This window comes from Actinoalloteichus fjordicus (assembly GCF_001941625.1).
GTDB lineage: Bacteria > Actinomycetota > Actinomycetes > Mycobacteriales > Pseudonocardiaceae > Actinoalloteichus_A > Actinoalloteichus_A fjordicus.
This window is the reverse complement of record NZ_CP016076.1, coordinates 5,071,156-5,089,367: the sequence shown is the minus strand read 5'-3', so window position 1 is coordinate 5,089,367 and position 18,212 is coordinate 5,071,156. Positions and strand designations below refer to the sequence as shown.

Annotated in this window: 10 protein-coding genes; 5 read left to right on the top strand and 5 right to left on the bottom strand. The window is 70.7% G+C overall.

The features are described 5' to 3' along the window. Nucleotides 1-100 precede the first annotated feature (100 nt). From UA74_RS21475 to UA74_RS21455, 5 genes are all read right to left on the bottom strand, one after another. Nucleotides 101-664, bottom strand: coding sequence for an ArsR/SmtB family transcription factor (locus UA74_RS21475; RefSeq protein WP_075741866.1), 564 nt, complete (start codon nucleotides 662-664; stop codon nucleotides 101-103). Between the two features lie 4 nt (nucleotides 665-668). Next, entirely contained in the window at nucleotides 669-1,745 is a 1,077-nt protein-coding gene (locus tag UA74_RS21470; RefSeq protein WP_075741865.1) for a serine hydrolase, read from the bottom strand. Between the two features lie 422 nt (nucleotides 1,746-2,167). Next, nucleotides 2,168-2,668, bottom strand: a complete 501-nt coding sequence (locus UA74_RS21465; protein ID WP_198042810.1) for an HNH endonuclease — start codon at nucleotides 2,666-2,668, stop codon at nucleotides 2,168-2,170. Further along, on the bottom strand, nucleotides 2,665-4,758 hold the full coding sequence (locus UA74_RS21460; RefSeq protein ID WP_157434362.1) for a UvrD-helicase domain-containing protein: 2,094 nt from the start codon (nucleotides 4,756-4,758) through the stop codon (nucleotides 2,665-2,667). The genes UA74_RS21465 and UA74_RS21460 overlap by 4 nt, the downstream gene beginning before the upstream one ends. A 350-nt stretch (nucleotides 4,759-5,108) precedes the next feature. Beyond that, entirely contained in the window at nucleotides 5,109-6,089 is a 981-nt protein-coding gene (locus UA74_RS21455; protein ID WP_075766280.1) for an MBL fold metallo-hydrolase, read from the bottom strand. Between the two features lie 156 nt (nucleotides 6,090-6,245). Between UA74_RS21455 and UA74_RS32280 the strand changes: the two genes are divergently transcribed. The 5 genes from UA74_RS32280 to UA74_RS21430 all read left to right on the top strand — a co-directional run bounded on the left by UA74_RS32280 (nucleotide 6,246) and on the right by UA74_RS21430 (nucleotide 16,356). Next, the gene (locus UA74_RS32280; protein ID WP_157434361.1) at nucleotides 6,246-6,842 is read left to right on the top strand and encodes a hypothetical protein; all 597 of its coding nucleotides are present in this window, start codon (nucleotides 6,246-6,248) and stop codon (nucleotides 6,840-6,842) included. Continuing rightward, on the top strand, nucleotides 6,839-10,501 hold the full coding sequence (locus tag UA74_RS21445; RefSeq protein ID WP_075741863.1) for a caspase, EACC1-associated type: 3,663 nt from the start codon (nucleotides 6,839-6,841) through the stop codon (nucleotides 10,499-10,501). Before UA74_RS32280 ends, UA74_RS21445 begins: the two co-directional genes overlap by 4 nt. Nucleotides 10,502-10,549: 48 nt before the next feature. Next, nucleotides 10,550-11,473, top strand: a complete 924-nt coding sequence (locus tag UA74_RS21440) for a LysR family transcriptional regulator (protein WP_075741862.1) — start codon at nucleotides 10,550-10,552, stop codon at nucleotides 11,471-11,473. 282 nt (nucleotides 11,474-11,755) lie between these two features. After that, nucleotides 11,756-13,969: a thiamine pyrophosphate-dependent enzyme gene (locus tag UA74_RS21435; protein WP_075741861.1), complete on the top strand. Its 2,214-nt coding sequence runs from the start codon at nucleotides 11,756-11,758 to the stop codon at nucleotides 13,967-13,969. A gap of 167 nt (nucleotides 13,970-14,136) precedes the next feature. Then, nucleotides 14,137-16,356 carry an NB-ARC domain-containing protein gene (locus UA74_RS21430; RefSeq protein WP_157434360.1) on the top strand — a complete coding sequence of 740 codons (2,220 nt, stop codon included), beginning with the start codon at nucleotides 14,137-14,139 and terminating at the stop codon, nucleotides 16,354-16,356. Nucleotides 16,357-18,212: the final 1,856 nt, after the last annotated feature.

The following is an 18,212-nucleotide window of genomic DNA, read 5'->3' as shown; positions in this document are numbered from 1 at the left end:
TGCCGCTCGTCCGCATGATCGCGCATCGACGTTGTCCCTACAACCGCCCCCCCCCCGCCTGCCCGCCGGCGAGGGCATGGCAGGCAGGGGGCAGCCGGCCTCACCGCAGCGATCCGGCGACGTCACTGGCCGCCACCAACAGCACGGCGACAGGGATCAGCCGGGTGAGCGGCACCCGGTAGCTCCCTCGGCCGTCCTGCTCGACCAGTCCGACCCCCGTGAGGGTGCGCAGGTGGTGATAGAACTGGCCCGTCGAGTTCAGGCCCGCGCTCTCCTGCAGTTCCACGGCCGTGGCCGACGATGCCAACAGCCTGCGGACGATGGCCGCCCGGCCGGGGTGCCCCAGTGCGCTGAGCACCCCTGCGGCCGGGGGGAGCGGCAGCGACATGACGCGCTCGGCGCTCAAGACGATCTGCCAGTGGACGCCGCCTGCCCAGTCCGTCTCGCCCTGGTAGCCGACCACGCCTCGAGCCCCGGAGGAGTGCTCGGCCGTCCCGCCCTGGTCCGGAGTGTCGCCCGCCGACGGACCCTCGGCGGTGGAGCCCGCACCGTTCCCGCGACCCGTCGGACCTGGGACGTCGGCCGGTGCTGCCTCGGACAGCTCGGCCTCCAACCGGAGGACCCTGGCCTCCAGCTCGGCCACTCGCTGTTCGATGTCGGTCATCGTGTCATTCTGCGCCAACTGCCTCACGCAGTCGTTCAGCCGCCTCCGGATCCTGCAGCGCCTCGTAGATCACCATCTGATGGCCGCCGCCCAGACCTGCGCCCCAGTCCTCCATGGACATCCCGGTGATCACGAAGGTGATCGAGGAGAGGGTGCCGTCGTCGTGCCGCAGCGCCCAACTGTCGGAGAGCTGTCCGGGGAAGCTGCCGCCCTTGGCGGTCACGCCCTCCAACTGGGTCCAGGAGAGGTGGGGCACCGCGATCTCGGCAGCGGCCTGCTCGCCGAGCCCGTCCTCGACCAGTCGGCGGTGCAGCTCGTCGATGTGTCGAGGCTCCACCCGCCCGAGCTCCTCGGCCCAGGCGACCTGCTCGTCCCAGTTCGGCAGCTTCTGCTCGAGGACAGCCGAGCGGAACTCCTCGTCGGCGAGGTAGCGCTCGGCGAGCGCGTCGTGGCCCTCGTCGGCGTGCTCGGGCATGAGCAGTGCGATGGCGGCGCCGAGGAAGTTGGGCAGCTCGGTCGGCTCCCAGCCGATGCGCGCGGCGGCGTCGAGCATCCGCTGGTCGCCGATGCGGTCGCGGAGCAGGTCGGTCCCGGTGTTGTCGCTGAATTTGATCATCGAGTGGACGACGTCGTCGATGGGCACCTCCTGGTCCTTGTCCGCCGGGTCGATGCCCAACTCCTCGAGGGCGGCGGGATGCGCACCGCCGTCGGTTCCCTCCAGGTAGTAGGCCTCCCACTCGCCCAGCGTGACGGTCGACGCCGGGTCGATCTCACCGTCGGCCACGGCCAGCGAGTACGCGGCCAGATGCAGGATCTTGCGGGTCGAGGCGAACGGCTTCGGCTCGTCGGCCCCGGTGGACCACGTGGTCCCCCGCCCGTCGTCGAAGACCAGACCGACGGACTCGGAGTTCTCGGCGAGATAGGCCCACCAGTCGAGGTCCTCGCCAGGGGTGGACGCCGCCGAGGACGTCGACTCCACCGGCGAGTCGGCGCCTGCGGACGGCGGCGTGCTCGCCGAACTCGCGCCGCATCCGGTGCCGAACAGCAGCAGGCCGGACAGCAGGAACGGTTGCCATCGCATACGGGAGCCTCCATCGATTCGTAATTACGGAATTCTGGAGGAAGGGTAGCAGGGGCGTCACCCGTTCGGCTCACGGTGGCGGCGCGCGAAAGGCGATGCGGCCTGCTGACCAGGTCGGATGTTCGTCGTCGAGCGTGCTGGACACGCGCGGTGCGGGATGGGAAAGACGGAACGGGGCGAGGCTGCGGTGATCCGGCCGAGACGACAGCGGCCCGTGCCTCCGCCTCCACTGCGCCGCCGCCTGCGTCCGACCAGCCAGTCCGGGCCCGACGACCGGCGGCCACGGCCGGGTGTGCTGTCGCGGGTGTCGCGTCGGAGGCGGGCGTCCCGGTGCGCACATTCGGTGTCGAGGCGCTCGAGGTGCTCGAGGCCTGCCGCCGACGCCGAGCCCGCGCGCACGAGACAGGTCTCGACGCGGGTCCTCAACAGGCGGGGAAGCGGCGTTGCATCCTGCGGAGCTGACCCTGGAGATACGGCCGGGCTCGGCGTTGGCCGCCGCGCTCGGCGACGGCCTGGGCGAAGGCGGTCAGGGCGCGCAGCACCCGCTTGGCGTCGGGTCGCCAGCCGCGCTGCTCACAGTCGGTCAGCCAGTCGACCGGGCTGATGTGCCCCCTGCTGCGATTGCAGCGGCCGCAGGCCGCCACCTCGTTCTCCAGCCACGACGGACCTCCCTTGACTCGAGGAACCAGGTGATCCGTGGTGGGCAGGCGGATCGAGGAGAACTCGCGGCCGCACCAGATGCAGGTCGGGCCGTCTCGATCCAGCACAGAACGAAGGCGGTCCGCGCGATTGGACTGGCGGAGTCGCGCCGTCACGCTGTCGGCATCCTCTCGGCGGCGGCCCTTCCCGACGGAGAACCTCTCACGCACGCTGCGGTGCCGTCGAGACCTGCCGCAGGAACCGCCCTTGCGCATCGTGGTCATGCGGCACTCGGTCCGTCTCCGGCGGTGACGCGACCGACCCACAGGTAGTCGCGTGCTCTGGTCGCCGCCACCAGACGCTGCCGCTCCGCCTGCTCGGCTCGTTCGCGTCGTACCTGGTCGCCCAGTCCGACGTCGCCGACCGTGCCGAGTGCCCAGAACACCGAGGAGAACTCCAGTCCCTTCGCCCGCAGCACGGTGCCGACCTTCACCGTGTCGGTCTGGGTGCCGTCGTAGCGATCCAGGTGCGAGACGGCGATGCCCGCATCGGCCAGGGCGCGGAACATCCGGCGTGTCTCCGCGACGGTGGCCGCGAGCACGGCGACGTCACCCGCGTCGTCGATCGGTATCGCGCGCACTGCCGCGACGAGATTCGGGTCGAAGTCATGGTCTGGCCCGGCCCAGTGGTCGACCCGGCCGCCCGGATGCGCGACCACCACGTCACGCAGGGCGAAACCCGCCGCGCCGTCGAGGTCGTCGACCTGATTGACGGCGTCGACCTTCCTGGCATAGTCCACGACCCCGGCGGAGTTCCGGTAGTTGGTGCGCAGGATCTCGCCTCTGCCCTGCACGGGTATGCCCGCATCGGACAGCCGCCACCCGCCTGCATAGACCTGCTGCTGTCCGTCGCCGACCAACAGCAGGCCGTTGGGCTGATCACCGACGAGGGCATGGAGCAGACGCAGTCCCAGCAGGACCACATCCTGAACCTCGTCGACGACGACGGCGGAATACGGGGGGTCCAACGGTCGTCGACGGATCTCCGCTAACGCGGCCGAGAGCAGGTCGTTGTAGTCGTGGACACCGTGATCGAGAAGATTGCGCTGGTACTGCTCGTACAGAGCCCAGACCTGGGCACGTTGATCCGGAGTGAGGGCCACCCGTCTGCCGCGCCGATGCACCCCCTGGTACTGCGCGAGCGACGTCAGACCTCGGCCCTTGATCACCCGATCGATCTCGGTCCGCCAGTAGCCCAGGGGCGCCAGCGATTCGAGTCCGTCCGCGCGAAGCCGGCTCCAGGCCCTGGCGAGGCTGTTCTCGACGGCAGACTGGTCCTCCGTCGGCGGTCTTCCCCGCTCGCCGAGCAGCCGACGAGCCCACCGGTGCAGGCTGACGAACTCGACTCGGTCCGCCACCTCGGGGGCCAGTTGCTCGAAGGACCGCTGGTGGACCTTCGGCAGCGAGGCGACGAAGGTCGTGAACAGCAGCCTGCCCTGTGAGCGTCGCGCGAGTCGGGCGAGCCGGTGCAGCGCGACCACGGTCTTCCCGGTTCCGGCAGGCCCGCTGATCCGTGCCGGACCGGAGTAGACCCGCTCGACGAGGGCGATCTGCCGCGAGTCGAGGAAGGTCAGCCAGGAGGCGAACGGGCCGGAGACGGCCCTGCTCCTGGCTGCTTCGTGGGCGGTGTCCGCATCGAACAGCGCATCCGACTCGGGCGCGGGCGCCTCGTCGACGATCGAGACCAGGTCGTGGTCGGGAAGGCGCCGGGCGGCCTCCTCGGCGATCTGCTGCACCTCCGCGCGTCGGAGGCGGGGCGAGTCCGTGGTGAAGAGCCTGTCCAGGGTGCGTTCGTCGAGGCTGAGCAGCGTGCCGGTCGATCGAGGCGGGTCGACGGCGGCCGAGTCTGCGATCGACACCAGTCGGACCGCCGCGCCCGCGAGTCTGCGGCCACCGAGGACCGGGATGCCCGCCATCGCCTCTTCCGCATGGCGGGCCACCGAGGCCTGCTCGCGGGGGGACCCGGGCGGGAGACGGCGGCTGCTGCGGTCTCCGGTGGCGGGTTCGGCGGTCTCCGCGGCGAAGACGACGGCGAAGACTCCGGCCGGACCGATGAGCAGTGCGTCGGCGCGGCCAGCCTCGGGCTGCCGCCGCAGCAGCAGCCGCCAGCCGAGCGCGTACCTGGCGAGGAACGCGCTCAGCACCCGGCGTTGCCAGGCGGGTCTGGGCGGGTGATGGATGCTCAGCTCGGCAAGCCGGGCCATGAGTCGTCGCAGCTGAGCGTCCTGCGCCTTGCCTGCCAATCGGATCACCCCCGCGTCAGCGTGCACCCGGTGCCGACCGTAGTGCCGAGTGTGCGCGAAAGCGATCAACATCAGCGGCCTCACTCGGACGGCCAAGTGAGCCGACCCATTGGGCGGGCGCGATGGTGACTTTCTGCAATCGAGAGTCACTGCATTTCACTCCATAGTGTCAGCGTTGATCGAAGTCAACGCTGATCAACAATGGCTCTGCTGGTACGGCCGCCGGGACACCCCGATGCGGGCACGCGTTCGCGGCCGGTCGAGGCGCGCGGCCGGAGTGCATCGGGGTGAGCACCGCGACGGCAGGATGAATCTCCGGCGTCGGCCAGTGCGGCCCGGTCGCTCGGCGGGACCGGTCGTCGAGGTGACCCCGAGAGTCCGCAGGCGCCTCGATCCATCGTGCGGCCGGGCCGGATCGCATCTCAGGCCGTCTCGCGCCCCGGTTCGGACTGCAGGACCCGGCTCTCCCCCACCGCGAGGTCCCACAGATCGTCGCGCGCGCGGCCCGTGGCGTCCCAGGCGGTACGCACCCTCTCGATCGGTTCACACACCGGCTCGCTGCTCAGCGCGAACGTCCCCCAGTGCATGGTGGCCATCCGCCGTGCACCGAGGTCGTCGAAGGCCTGCACCGCCTCCTCCGGGTTCAGATGGGAGTGCTGCGACAGCCACTGCGGGGAGTAGGCGCCGATCGGCAGCATCGCCACGTCGAGATCAGGGTGACGTCGGCCGATCTCGGTGAACCAGTGGCCGTAGCCGGAGTCGCCCGCGTGGTACAGGCGATGCCCCGACGGCTGCTCGATCACCCAGCCGCCCCACAGGCTCCGGCACGTGTCGAAGAGCCGCCGACGGCTCCAGTGGTGCGCGGGGACGAATTCGAACCGCAGCCCGGCGACGTCGGCGGACTCCCACCAGTCCAGCTCGACGACCGTCCGGAAGCCGCGCCGGACGAACCAGCCGCGAAGCCCGGCAGGCACCAGCATCGGCGTGTCCCTGGACAGGCGTCGCAGTGTCGGCGCGTCGAGATGGTCGTAGTGGTTGTGGCTGATCACGACGGCATCCACCCGAGGCAGCTGGGACCAGTCCAGGCCCGCGGGCGTCAACCGCCGAGACACGCCGGGAATCCGGGTCGACCACACGGGGTCGGTCAGCACGCAGGCCCCGCCGATGCGGAGCACGAAGCCCGCATGTCCCACCCAGGTGATGCCTGCCGCGCCCGGTTCGATCGTGGGCAGGCCCCTGCGCAGCACGGGTATGCGGTCGCCCGCCCCGGCAGGCGTGCGCAGACCTCCGGAGAGGAAGAGCCGGAGCATGTCCTTCGTGCCGGGCGGCGGGGAGGTCACCCGGTCGGCGAACGACCGAGGCGCGCGCCGCCGTGCGACGGCGGCCGAGGTGCTCTTGATCATGCGCATCAGCCTCACACGGCCAGGGGCATCGTCCATCCGGGTCGACCCGGTGTTCATCCCTCATCGTCGACCCTGATCTCCCGGAGTGCAGTGTCATGCCGACCGAGGCGGAGTGGCCGCCCGATCACCACGGCGACGACAGGGCGACGGAGATAATTGACGACGAAACCATTTCTTCGGCATGTCGCGTTTGTCGGCTCTGTGTTCTCTGGTCGAGATCGACCTGCGAGAGATCCGGTCGTCGGCGCTGCGTACCATTTCTTACTCGACATCCCGCGATCGCCGCCGACCGCTGCGTCGCGCGTTATCACTCCGCGAGTTCAATGCCATTGCCGTGGCTCATCTGGGAAAGGTGCGGTGCCTTCGGTGTCCGTCGTGAATCCGAGCTTAGAAGTGCGTCTCACCTCCGACGACAGTCCGCTGATCGTCGAACGCCTGTTGAGGTCGCTTCGTGTGGAACTCGAGCGACTGGACGGCGTCGAGGCACGCTTTGCGGAGAAACCCGCTGCCGAACCGGACGGTGCCAAGGGCGGTGCCGTGATCGCCGATGCCGCGCTCTGGCTCTTCCTTGCCTCGGTCACACAGACGACCGGACGGATCGTCGTCGAACAGATTCGCGCCTGGCATTCCAGGCAGGGGCGCGATCGAACGATCCGGATCACTCGAGGCGAGTCCTTCATCGAAATTCCCGGTGACCTCGACGAGTCGCAGGAACGGGTCTTGGCCCGCTGGCTCGACCAGGACGCCCCGTGAGTGGCCCGCCGCGCAGGCACGCCCTGCTGATCGGCACCGAGCTGCACTCGAGCCCGGACTTCGCGCCGTTGCCGTCGGCAAGGGCCGACGTCGAGCAGCTCGCGCCGCTCTTGGAACATCCCGCGATCGGCGCGTTCGACTCCGTGCGGGTCCTCCTCGACGCCTCGGCGCCGGAGATGCGGCGAACGATCGAGGACTTCCTCGGTCCCCTCGGCCCGGATGACCTCGCGCTGCTCTACATCAGTGGGCACGGCGTGCGCACCACAGCCCAGGGTGAGTTCCACTTCGTCGCGGCAGACACCGAACCGGGGGATCTGCTGACGATCACCTCGGTCGGCGCCTCCTACGTCAATGATCATCTGCAACTCTGCCGGGCCCGGCAGAAGGTCGCGATCCTCGACTGCTGTCACAGTGGCGGTTTCGCCCTGGACTTCGCCACCAGCCACGCGAAGTCGCAGCGGGGGAGCCCGTTGACCAGCCGGGCCGTCTACATTCTGTCGTCCTCCGACGCCACCGAGGCCTCCTTCCAGGGCAGGAGCGATGCGGGCCGAGTGCTGCCCTCGGTGTTCACCGGGAAGATCCTCGACGCGCTGCGTAGCGGGTCGGCCGACTTCGACGGCGACGGCAGGGTCACGGTCGACGAGCTGCGTCGTTGGGTCGATGAGCAGATGCGGGGTGTCGTTCCGGTACAGACGCCGATGACCTCGACCCTGCACGTCAACGGGGTCATCGAGTTCGCCAAGGCCTATCGCGGGCCCGCGTTGGCTCCCGCGCCGCCGCTTCCCCGTGGCTCGGCGCGCCGCTCGGCGACGGGCGCCGGGAAGACTCGTGGGGAGCCGGACGAAGGCAGCGGGAAGAAGCTGCTCGAGTACTACCAGGACTGTCTCGCCCTGTCCGAGGTCGAGCCGGACCTGCTGCGGGTCGACCAGGTGGGGAGCCGCTCCGTCTGTCTCACCGGTGCCGAGCGGATTCTCACCGGCAGGCTCGACGAGGACGAGATGATCCCGCTGTCCTCGGCAGCGGCGGATCTGGTGGCGAAGGCGGGAGAGCGAGACAAGCTCTGGTACGGCTATCCCGCCGTCGCCCTCCTGCGGTCACGAGACGGCCGAGCTCTGCGACCCCCGATGTTCGCGCCGCTGTTCATTCGCGAGGTCGAGGTGGTGCCCTCGGACGCCGGTCTCCGCTTGAAGCCTTCCGGCCCGGTGCTGCCGCATCGCGGGCTGGCGGAAGCGGTCCTCGGTGCGGAGGATGCCGATCGGCTGTTGGACACCTACCGGCCGACCTGGCAGCCGGGCATGGAGTCTCAGCTGGTCAAGGACATCCGACACCACCTGATGCACGACTTCGAGCTGGAGTGCGTCCAGGAGCTGCGCCCCGGCCACCTCGATCCCCGGATCGATCTACGCGTCCCCAGCGACGGCGCCCGCAACGCCGCCGTGCTGTACCTCCAGCGCACGGAATGGGATCCGAACAGCCGGCTGTACAAGGACCTCGCCCAACTCGGTCCTGTGCCGAAGATCGCCGGGACTGCGTTGGGCGCGCTGTGGCCGGACGTTGCCCAGCCACCGGTCGCGGCAGCTCCGTTCACCGGAGACGTGGTCGCGCCGAAGCCACTCAACGGGGCGCAGCGGCGGGTCCTGGAAGCCGCGATGAGCAGGCAACTGACCGTGGCGACCGGGCCGCCAGGCACCGGCAAGACCCAGTTGGTGGTCAACGTGGTGGCGACGGCGCTGGCCAACGGCGAGAAGGTCCTCGTCGCCTCCAGCAACAACACCGCCGTCGACGAGGTGGCCGACGGCTGCAAGGAACTGGTCTCCGACTCGATCGTCCGCACCGGGAGCCAGGAGAAACGACGGTGTGAACAGCAGAGCCTCACGGCGTTGGCGAGCCTGGAGCGGGGCGCCACGAGCACGGCGACGGCCCGCGCCGAACTGCGCCGCGCCTCGGCACATCTCGCGGAGGTCATCGGTGAGCTGGGGGCGAAGGCGGCGGCCGAGCAGGGGCTGCTGACGTTGTCGATGCGACGCAGGAAACTCCTCGACCGGCTCGAAATCGACGTCCCCGCACTGTCAAGCCTGCTGGACGCGGTGGCGAGACCGCAGCAATGGGCGGTGCGAGCCAGGCAGGCGGCCGGGGCCCGATGGTTCGCTGGCCTGCGGAGGCGGCGCGTGCTGCGCGCGCTGGGCTGGCGGGGCGAGGCCACGGCGTCGACGTGCGAGCTGCTCGCGGAGGTCGTGGAGGTCGAACTCCGCCTACGAACGGCACGAGAACAGGCCACGACGTTCGCCGAGGACGATTCGTTGGCCACCGAGGCTGCCTGTCGCGAGGACGCCGTCCGCACGGCCTCCCGGGAACTGCTGGCGGCGGTGGTCGCCACCGACGCCGTCACCGGCCGACGACAGATTCAGGATCTCCTGCAGACGGTCGCCTCGGGAGAACGGAGCGACTGGAGTCAGGTGGCCCAGCTGGTCGAGCACGTTCGTGGCTGGGCTGTCACGGCCCTGAGCGCACGCCGGTTCCCCACCGAGGCGGGGCTGTTCGACCTGGTGATCATCGACGAGGCGAGCCAGTGTTCGATCCCCGCCGTCCTGCCGCTGCTCTTCCGCGCCAGGCGGGCCCTGGTGATCGGCGACGCGATGCAGCTCAAGCCGGTGACCACGCTCAAAGCGGGCACGGAGGCCGACATCCGGCGAGCCGTGGGGCTTCGCTCTTCCTGGCTCGACGAGCGGAAGCTGGCCTATCACCGGTACTCGGCTTTCGCCGCGCTGGAACGGGCCGCGGGCGGGGCACTGCTGCTCGACGAGCACTACCGCTGCCACCCGGTGATCGCCGAACTGATCAACACCCGGTTCTATCGGGGTGGCCTGGACGTGCGGACCGACGTTCGGCGTCTTCGGGGACTCGCCGATCGCCGGGCCGTGATCTGGGCGGATGCGCCGGGTGAGCCGTCCCGGTCTGCGGGCGGGTCCTGGCAGAACAGGGCGGAGTCGTCCATGGTGGAACGCTCCGTCGACTACCTCCTTCGCCGGCTGCCGCCCGAGGCGACCATCGGCGTCGTCACGCCTTTCGCAGGCCAGACGGCTCTGCTCAAGAAGCAGCTCACGGCATACTCCCGCGTCCGGGTGGGCACCGTGCACACCTTCCAGGGCGGCGAGTGCGACGTGATCGTCTTCTCGCTGGTCGCCGGGCCGCTGATGAAGTCGACGACGACGGCGTGGCTGGAGGCGGAGCACACCCTGTGGAACGTGGCGATCAGCCGGGCGAAGGCCAACCTCCTCGTGGTCGGCGACCGATCCTTTTGGCGGGACAGGCCGGGGATCGCGGCGGAGCTCTCGGCCGTCGCTGAGTCGGACCAGTCCGGCGGCACGCCCGATGAGTCGCTGGACGACCTCATGCAGCTGATGTATGAGCGACTCAGGTCCGAACCGGGCACTCCGCGACTACGGCAGGTACTCGGCGGCTACCCGGTGGACGCCGAGGTGGTGCGGGACGGCGGCAGCATCGCGGTGGCCCTCGACCGGGGACACGGACCCGAGGCGGCGGCCGATCACCTTCAGGCCGGACTTGCCCGGCTCGCCCTGCTCACCGACGCCGAACAGGGCAGGACGGCCGTGCGCCTGCCCGCGTGGCGGCTCTTCGACGATCGTCCCGTCCTGTAGCCGCCCCACACGCCGATTCCGACGGCTCGCGTCCGTAGCATCCTCGGGGTGCTCAACCCCATCCACCTGCGGACCTTGCAGGAGTGCGTGCGCACCGGTTCGTTCGCCGAGGCCGCGCGGGCGCTGGGCTACACCGCCTCGGCGGTGTCGCAGCAGATGATGCTGTTGGAGCGGGCCGTCGGTGCTCCGCTGTTCGAGCGGTCGGCGAGGTCGGTCCGCAGCACCGCCGTCGGCGACCTGCTGGCCGTGCGCAGCCGGGACGCGCTCGGGGCGCTGCACCAGCTCGAACGCGAGGTGCGGGCGATGGTCGTCGGCGATCGGGGCAGGCTGCGGATCGGCAGCTTCGCCACGGCCAACGCGCGAGTGCTGCCTGCCGCGTTGGCCGCGGTCGTGGCCGACCGGCCCGGTGCGGAGGTACATCTCGACGAGGGAGAACCGGACGAGGTGCTCGCCGGGGTCCTGGACGCCACGCTCGACGCGGCGGTGGTCTTCGAATATGACCTCGACCCCCGGTCCTGGCCGGTGGAGCTGTCCCGCGTCGAGCTCTTCACCGAGGTGCTCGGACTGGCGGTGCCCGCCGATCATCGCCTCGCCGGGCAGGAGGAGATCGGCATCGGCGAGCTTGCTGACGACGCGTGGATCTGCACCAGGGAGGACACCGCAGGCGCGCGGGCGCTGACCAGGCTGGCAGCCTCGGCGAACTTCGTGCCCAGAATCGTGTGTCGGAGCAACGACTACGGGGTGGTCCGGGACCTCGTCGCGCGCGGGCTGGGCGTTGCCCTGCTGCCCGGCCTGGCCATCAGCGACGAGTCGCTGCGCGTGTTGCGCCTGGTCGGCTGGCAGCCGTGTCGACGGGTGCTGGCGCTGTTCCGTCCCGGCAACACCAACCCGCTGCTTCCCCTGATGCTGGAGCGGTTGGCACAGGTCAGCGCGGAACTGCCTTGTGCCGTGCTGCACGAGGCGCACTCCTGAGCCAGCCGGTAGCCGCCGGGTCCGTTTCGCCGGGCTCGTCGTCGCGGGCCACTGCCCGGCCGTCGTCCGACACGGGGCCCGCCGCTACCCCGGTCGGCAGACGACCGCGCCTCGACACGCCGGACAGTGAAGGGCTGCTGCGGCTGAGACCCACCGATTGGTCGGCTGCGGACCCTTGGACGGCGTCGCCTGCGGCGACCATGCTGGAGTGGAGAACGGCCACCGCTCGCCGAGCGGCTGCGCGGCCGTCGAGATCCGGCCCGGCCTGCGCGAGGGGTGCGTGTGACGAAGAACCCGGTGGACGAGTACTTCCTGACCGAGATCGCGGGGCTTGCCGCCGTCGACCCCGTCGACCCGGACGCGCCGATCCCCGGCCACCCTGGCGTGACCGGTACTCGGCTGCTCAGCCTCTTCGATGCGCAGGCCGGAAGTCGGCACCTCGATCTCGCCGCGCGCGCCCTCGGTGCGGCGGGCCAGGGGTTCTACAGCATCGGATCGTCCGGTCACGAGGGCAACGCGGCCGTGGCCGCCGCGCTGCGGCCGACCGATCCCGCACTGCTGCACTACCGTTCCGGCGCCTTCTACCTGGAGCGCGCCGCCCAGGTGCCGGGGCAGCGCCCGCTGCGGGACGTGCTGCTCGGCGTCGTGGCGGCAGCGGCGGAACCGATCTCGGGCGGCAGGCACAAGGTCTTCGGCAACCGAGATCTCGACGTCATCCCGCAGACCTCCACGATCGCCTCGCATCTGCCGCGTGCCGTCGGCCTCGCCTTCGCGTTGGAGCGGGCCAAGAGCATCGGCGTCGCGACCGACCGGCCCTCGGACGCGGTAGTCGTCTGCAGTCTCGGCGACGCGTCGGCCAACCATTCCACGGCGACCGGGGCGATCAACGCCGCGATGCACTGTGCCTACCAGGGCGTGCCGTTGCCGTTGCTGTTCGTCTGTGAGGACAACGGCATCGGGATCAGCGTTCGCACCCCGGCAGGCTGGATCGGCCGAAGCCACCGGGACCGCCCCGGCCTCGAGTACCTGGAGGCGGACGGCTCCGACCTGCCTGCCGCGCTCGAGGTCGCCAGGACGGCCGTCGACCGGGTGCGCAGCGAGCGGCGTCCGGTGTTCCTGCGGCTGTCGACGGTGCGGCTGATGGGTCACGCGGGCTCCGACCTCGAGTCCGGGTACCGCAGCCGGACGGAGATCCTGGCCGACCACGCACGAGACCCGGTGACCAGCACGGCCCGCCTGCTGGTGAACGCGGGCGTCGTCACGCCGGGTCGGCTCCTCGACCGTTACGAGGAGCTGCGGGCCGAGGTCGCTGCGGTCGCGGCGGAGGCGGTCACGCTGCCGAAGCTGACCTCGGCGGCGGAGATCGTCCGTCCCCTTGCTCTGCCGCGTGCGGCGGAGACGGCGCGGCGAGCGGCGTCGGCGGCGCCCGTCGCGCGCCGCGCGGCGGCGTTTCCGGACGGACTCCCGGAGTCGGAGGGCCCGCTCACCCTCGCCCAGTCCGTCAACCGGTCGCTGGCCGACCTGCTCGCCGCAGACGACGGCGTGCTCGTCTTCGGTGAGGACGTCGGGCGCAAGGGCGGCGTCTACGGCGTCACGAAGGGGCTGCGGCAGCGATTCGGCAGGCTCCGGGTCTTCGACACGCTGCTGGACGAGCAGAGCGTGCTGGGCACCGCACTGGGTGCGGGCCTCGCAGGCCTGCTCCCGATCCCGGAGATCCAGTACCTCGCCTACCTGCACAATGCCGCCGATCAGCTCCGAGGCGAGGCCGCGACACTCCGGTTCTTCTCCGCCGGGCAGTACCGGAACCCGATGGTCGTGCGGGTGGCGGGCTACGGCTATCAGAAGGGCTTCGGCGGGCACTTCCACAACGACAACGGGGTGGCGGCACTCCGGGACGTGCCCGGCCTGGTGGTGGCCTCGCCGTCTCGGCCGGATGACGCGGCCGCGATGTTGCGAACCTGCGTCGCCGCCGCTCGTGTCGACGGCGCGGTGTGTGTCTTCCTCGAGCCGATCGCGCTCTATCACACTCGTGACCTGTACGAAGACGGCGACGGTGCCTGGGCGGCGCCGTATCCGGTACCGGCGAGCCCCGCCGGAGCGGTGCCGATCGGGCGGGCCCGCCGTTATGGCGACGGCCCGGACCTCACCCTGGTCAGCTTCGGCAACGGACTGCGGATGAGCCTTCGGGTGGCCCACCGGCTGGCGGAACAGGGCGTCGGGGCGCGCGTGGTGGACCTGCGCTGGCTGGCGCCGCTGCCGGTCGCAGACCTGGTGGCCGAAGCCGAGGCGACCGGCCGGGTCCTGGTGGTGGACGAGACACGGCGCAGCGGGGGTGTGTCCGAAGGGGTCGTGACCGCGCTCGTCGACCACGGCTTCCACGGGCGGCTTCGACGCGTGACCAGCGAGGACAGCTTCATTCCACTCGGCAGGGCCGCCGAACGGGTGCTGGTGGACGAGGCGACCATCGAGGCAGCCGCGCTGGACATGCTGGCCTGATCGAGGCCCGTCCGGCCTCGGCGGGTCGGATGATCGCGGCGAATCGAGGGTGCGCGGCGTGACGACGGCCGCGCCCCGACCTGCGCCGGTCGCCTGCAGACCCTTGATTGCGCTCCGCCGCTCGGATTCGTGGCGTAGATTGATCGTCACCGTAAGCAGTCTCGATCTTGTGCGGGCGAACCGCCGTGATCCTCGGTGCGGAGGCGGTGCTCATGCAGCAGTCGGACATCGGCAGCCCGGACGGCTCGGCCGCGAACCGAATCGACGGGTCCGCCGCCGGTCAGGTCGTTCAGGCGGGGAGCATCGGTCACGTCCACTTCCACACACCGGTCGTCACCCTCGAACGACCGGGCAGGCTGCCGCTGGACCCGCCGTACTTCGTCAATCGGGCGGCGGAGCTGGCTCTGTTGTCGGATCATGCCGAGCACGCCCTGCGGGATCGCCTTCGATCGGTCGTGATCCACGGCGCGGGCGGGGTCGGCAAGACGGCCTTGGCGGTGCACTGGGCTCGACGACATCGCGATCTGTTCGATGACACGTTGTTCGTGGACCTCGGCGTGTTGCGCCATCGGGGCGGCGTCGACGTCGCCGACGTCCTCGGCATCCTGCTTCGCTCCCTCGGCGTGCCGGGCCAGGCGGTGCCCGCAGGCCTGGGCGCCAGACTGGACGCCTACCGTGCCAGGACGGCGGACCGGAGGGTCCTGCTGATACTGGACGACGTGCTGCAGCCCGCGGAGGCGAGACAGCTGCTGCCCGCCTCCGGCACGGGGCTGGTGTTGATCACCAGTCGTCGGCAGCTGAGCGGCCTCGTGGTGCGGGGAGCGCGCCCGCTGCCCGTCCCGCCGCTGAGTCAGGACGCCGGGATCGCCCTCGTCGGAGAGCTGCTCGGTGCGATCCGCCCCGACCTGCGTCCGGACGAGCTCGGTGACTTCGTCCGGCTCTGCGGCGGGTTCCCTCTCGCGCTCTGTGTGGCGGGTCGAGGGCTCGCCGCCCGGCGCCGCAGCTCCCTGCCACGGCTGATCGCTCGGCTCACCGAGGGCAGCCGACTGCTCGGCGGCGCGTCGGATGAGGAGGTCACCATGCAGGCCCACCTCGATTCCGCCTACGCGGAGCTGTCGCCGACGGCGCGGCAGGCGTACCGGCGGCTGGCCGACCATCCCGGTGCCGACTTCGGCGTCGAGGTGGCCGCCGTGCTCACCGAGCTGGCGGAGCCGGACCTCGACGACGCGCTGGAAGAACTGTGCGAGGCTCACCTGCTCACCGAGATCGCCGAGGATCGGTACCGGTTCCATGCCCTGGTCCTGCTGCACGCCACAGCACAGGCGACGGCCGACGGATCTCCTGCGGAGCGTGCGGCCGCGCAGGCCAGGGGAGTGGCCTGGTATCTGCTGGGTGTCCAGACCGCCGACGTGACCATGGCGCCGACCCGCCTGCGGCTCGCCCGTCCCGAACCCGGCGCTGCGGGAGTGTTCGCCGACGGAACCCGGGCCTGGCAGTGGCTGAATCAGGAACGGGTGAACCTGATCTCGGCCGTCCGTCTCGCCGACCGGCTGGGCATGGACGAGGCGGTCTGGCAGTTCTGCGAGGCGCTGTGGCAGCTCTACCACGAACGGGGACATCACGCGGACCTGATCGAGTCACACCGGCTCGGCGTCGAGGCGGCCCGGCGGTGTGGTGATCTCGCGGCGCTGGCGCGAATGCACAACCAGCTCGGCCGGGCACGTCTGGAACTCGGCGAACTCGACGCCGCAGGGCGCGAACTGGTCGACGCACTGGTCGCGGCTCGATCCGCCGGGCACGCCCAGGTGGAGGCCGCCGTGCTGGAGTCGACCGGGCTGGTGCACTGTGCCTCGGGACGGTTCGCCGACGCCGTGGAGGTGTTCCGCCGCACGAAGGCGGCCAACGCGGCAGCGGAGGATCTACACGGTGTCGCGGTGCAGACATATCACCTGGCCGAGGCGCTGTACGGCTGTGGACGCCTCGACGAGGCGGTCGACGAGGTGACGAGGGTCCTGCAACGGATTCAGGGACTAGAGGGAGAAGGGTCCATCGCGGCCAAGCTGCGGATCATGCTGGGACATACGCTGCGCGAGCTGGGGCGGTCGGCAGCGGCGGTCGCGGAGTTCGAGGCGGCTGCGGCATCCGCCAGCGCGCTCGGGCTGTCTCGGCGGGAGGCAGAGGCGCGGCGCGCGGCGGGGGAGATTCGTTCCGAACTCGGCGACACCGCCGCCGCCGAGGTGCATCGTCGACGGCTCGAGGAGCTGGCGGCGAGTTCCATCGACTCGACGTCGATGCCCTCGTCGGCCGAGCAGCGCCACCGCGCCCGAGGTGCCCGACGCGCTGCGGACGCGTCGTCGGCGCGAGAGCCTGAGGTCGGCGATCAGTGACCTGCCTGCGGACCGGTCTGGCCGAATCGACCGCGGTCCGTTCTGCTCGACTGTTCGCGGTCCGTCCGCACCGAGACACAGGCCATGCCGATCAACTGCTCGGCGGCACCGCCAAGCCGTCGAGCGGATCGGCGGCGGACTCTGGCGGAGGAGTGTCGGGAGGCCCGTCGACAGCCGACCCGGGTGAAAGCGTCCGGGGGGGGAGCCCGTTGCGAGCAGTCGAACCCTCGTGCCGAGGCGGATGCCCCACTCCGCAGGCGGGTCTGTCGCCGCTGAGCAGGCGGCGATCCAGCCCGCCGCCGTCAGCACGGGATCGAGCACGCCACCGGGCGAACTCCGATCATGCACCAGCGCGGTGCGGCCGTCGTCGGATCGGATCAGGCAGCCGCCGCCGTCGGCCACGGTCACCGCGACAGCCCGTGCCCCCGGATGACGCCCCGCCAGCTCGGCTGCCCGCTCGTCAGCCTCGTCCGTCGGAACCGGGCTGCGGCTCACCACCAGGTCCGCGCTCTGGTGCAGCCGAGGATCGGCCTCGTCGTCCTCCACCACGAGCATCGGGTCGACCGGCCCGCCGGGCTGTTCGGCGTCCAGCAGCGCCGGATAGCGGTGCATCGTCACGACACCTGACGCGTCCGGGGCCGTGGCGTCGACCAGGAACGCCGTCGGAGGCTCCCCGGCCTCCGGCTGAGGTAATCCGATCGGGGGGCATCGGGCGGCGTGGGCAGGCTCGGACAGGCCCAGCAGTTCATAGAAGGTGCTGCGTAGCGCGGCATGCGCCGACCCCGGCGCCGTGAGCACCGTCTCAGTGAGCGCGTGCTGCTCGGTCGCGCGGTGTCGGGATGCCAGTTCCTGCAACTGCCCCAAGAGATCGCCAGCCGGGTCCAGCCTCGGCAGGCCTCGGCCCAGCGTCGCGGTCGGAGCGCCGGGTGCGATCTCGCCCTCGCCCGTGGCGGCGAGCAGCGCGGGACGGCCGAGGGCCGCGCCGTAGACGCTCACGGAGCCGTGGTCGCCGATCACCCAGTCGGCGGCGATCAGCGCAGCTCGCCAACCGTCGGTCGGCGGGATCACCAGCAGTCCGGCGTCCATGGCGTTGCGGAGCCAGGAACGCACCAGGAACGGACTGTGCTTGGACCAGATGTTGGGATGCAGGACCAGTGCGACGCGATACTCGTCCATCGGCAGTGCTGCGGTCAGCCGGTCCGGCAGGTCCGGCCAGGTGCCGAACAGGGATTGATCGTGCCAGGTCGAGCTGATCACCACGAGCCGCTGCCCGGTGGTCAGGCCCAACGCCTGCCGATATCGATCGCGTCGGGGCAGACTGGCGATCATCCGGTCATGTGCGGGATCTCCGATCACCCGAGCCGCTGCGAGCGCAGGCGGACAGGATCGGGCCAGCCGATCGAGCTGCTCGGGATGGGACAGCCCGATCACCGAGGGGATCAGCCTTCTGCGGTGCATCAGCTCGCGCCGGGACAGGCCGGTCGGTGAGACGTGATCGCCGGTGGCCGAGGGCACGACGCGGTTGTAGCCGACGCCGTGCGGCAGCACGATCAACGGGCAGCGCAATCCCCGCATTCCCGCATTGACGTTGGCGGCCACCGCCAGGTGGAAATCCTCGCGAACGGCCTCCGACCAGGGGCGGAGCTTTGCACCGATGTCGTTGAGGAACTCGTGCAGTCCCGGTTCGAACGCGGAGCCGTGGTTCACGGTGAAGGAGATCTCGATCCGACGATCTGCCGACAACAGCGGCAGCACGTCCAGGAGCCGGTCGACGGTGGTGACGTTTCGCGTGATGGCGAGCACTCGGCGCTCGGGCCGCACCGTGTCCCAGCGGTCAGCGTGCAGGCGGTCTCGAC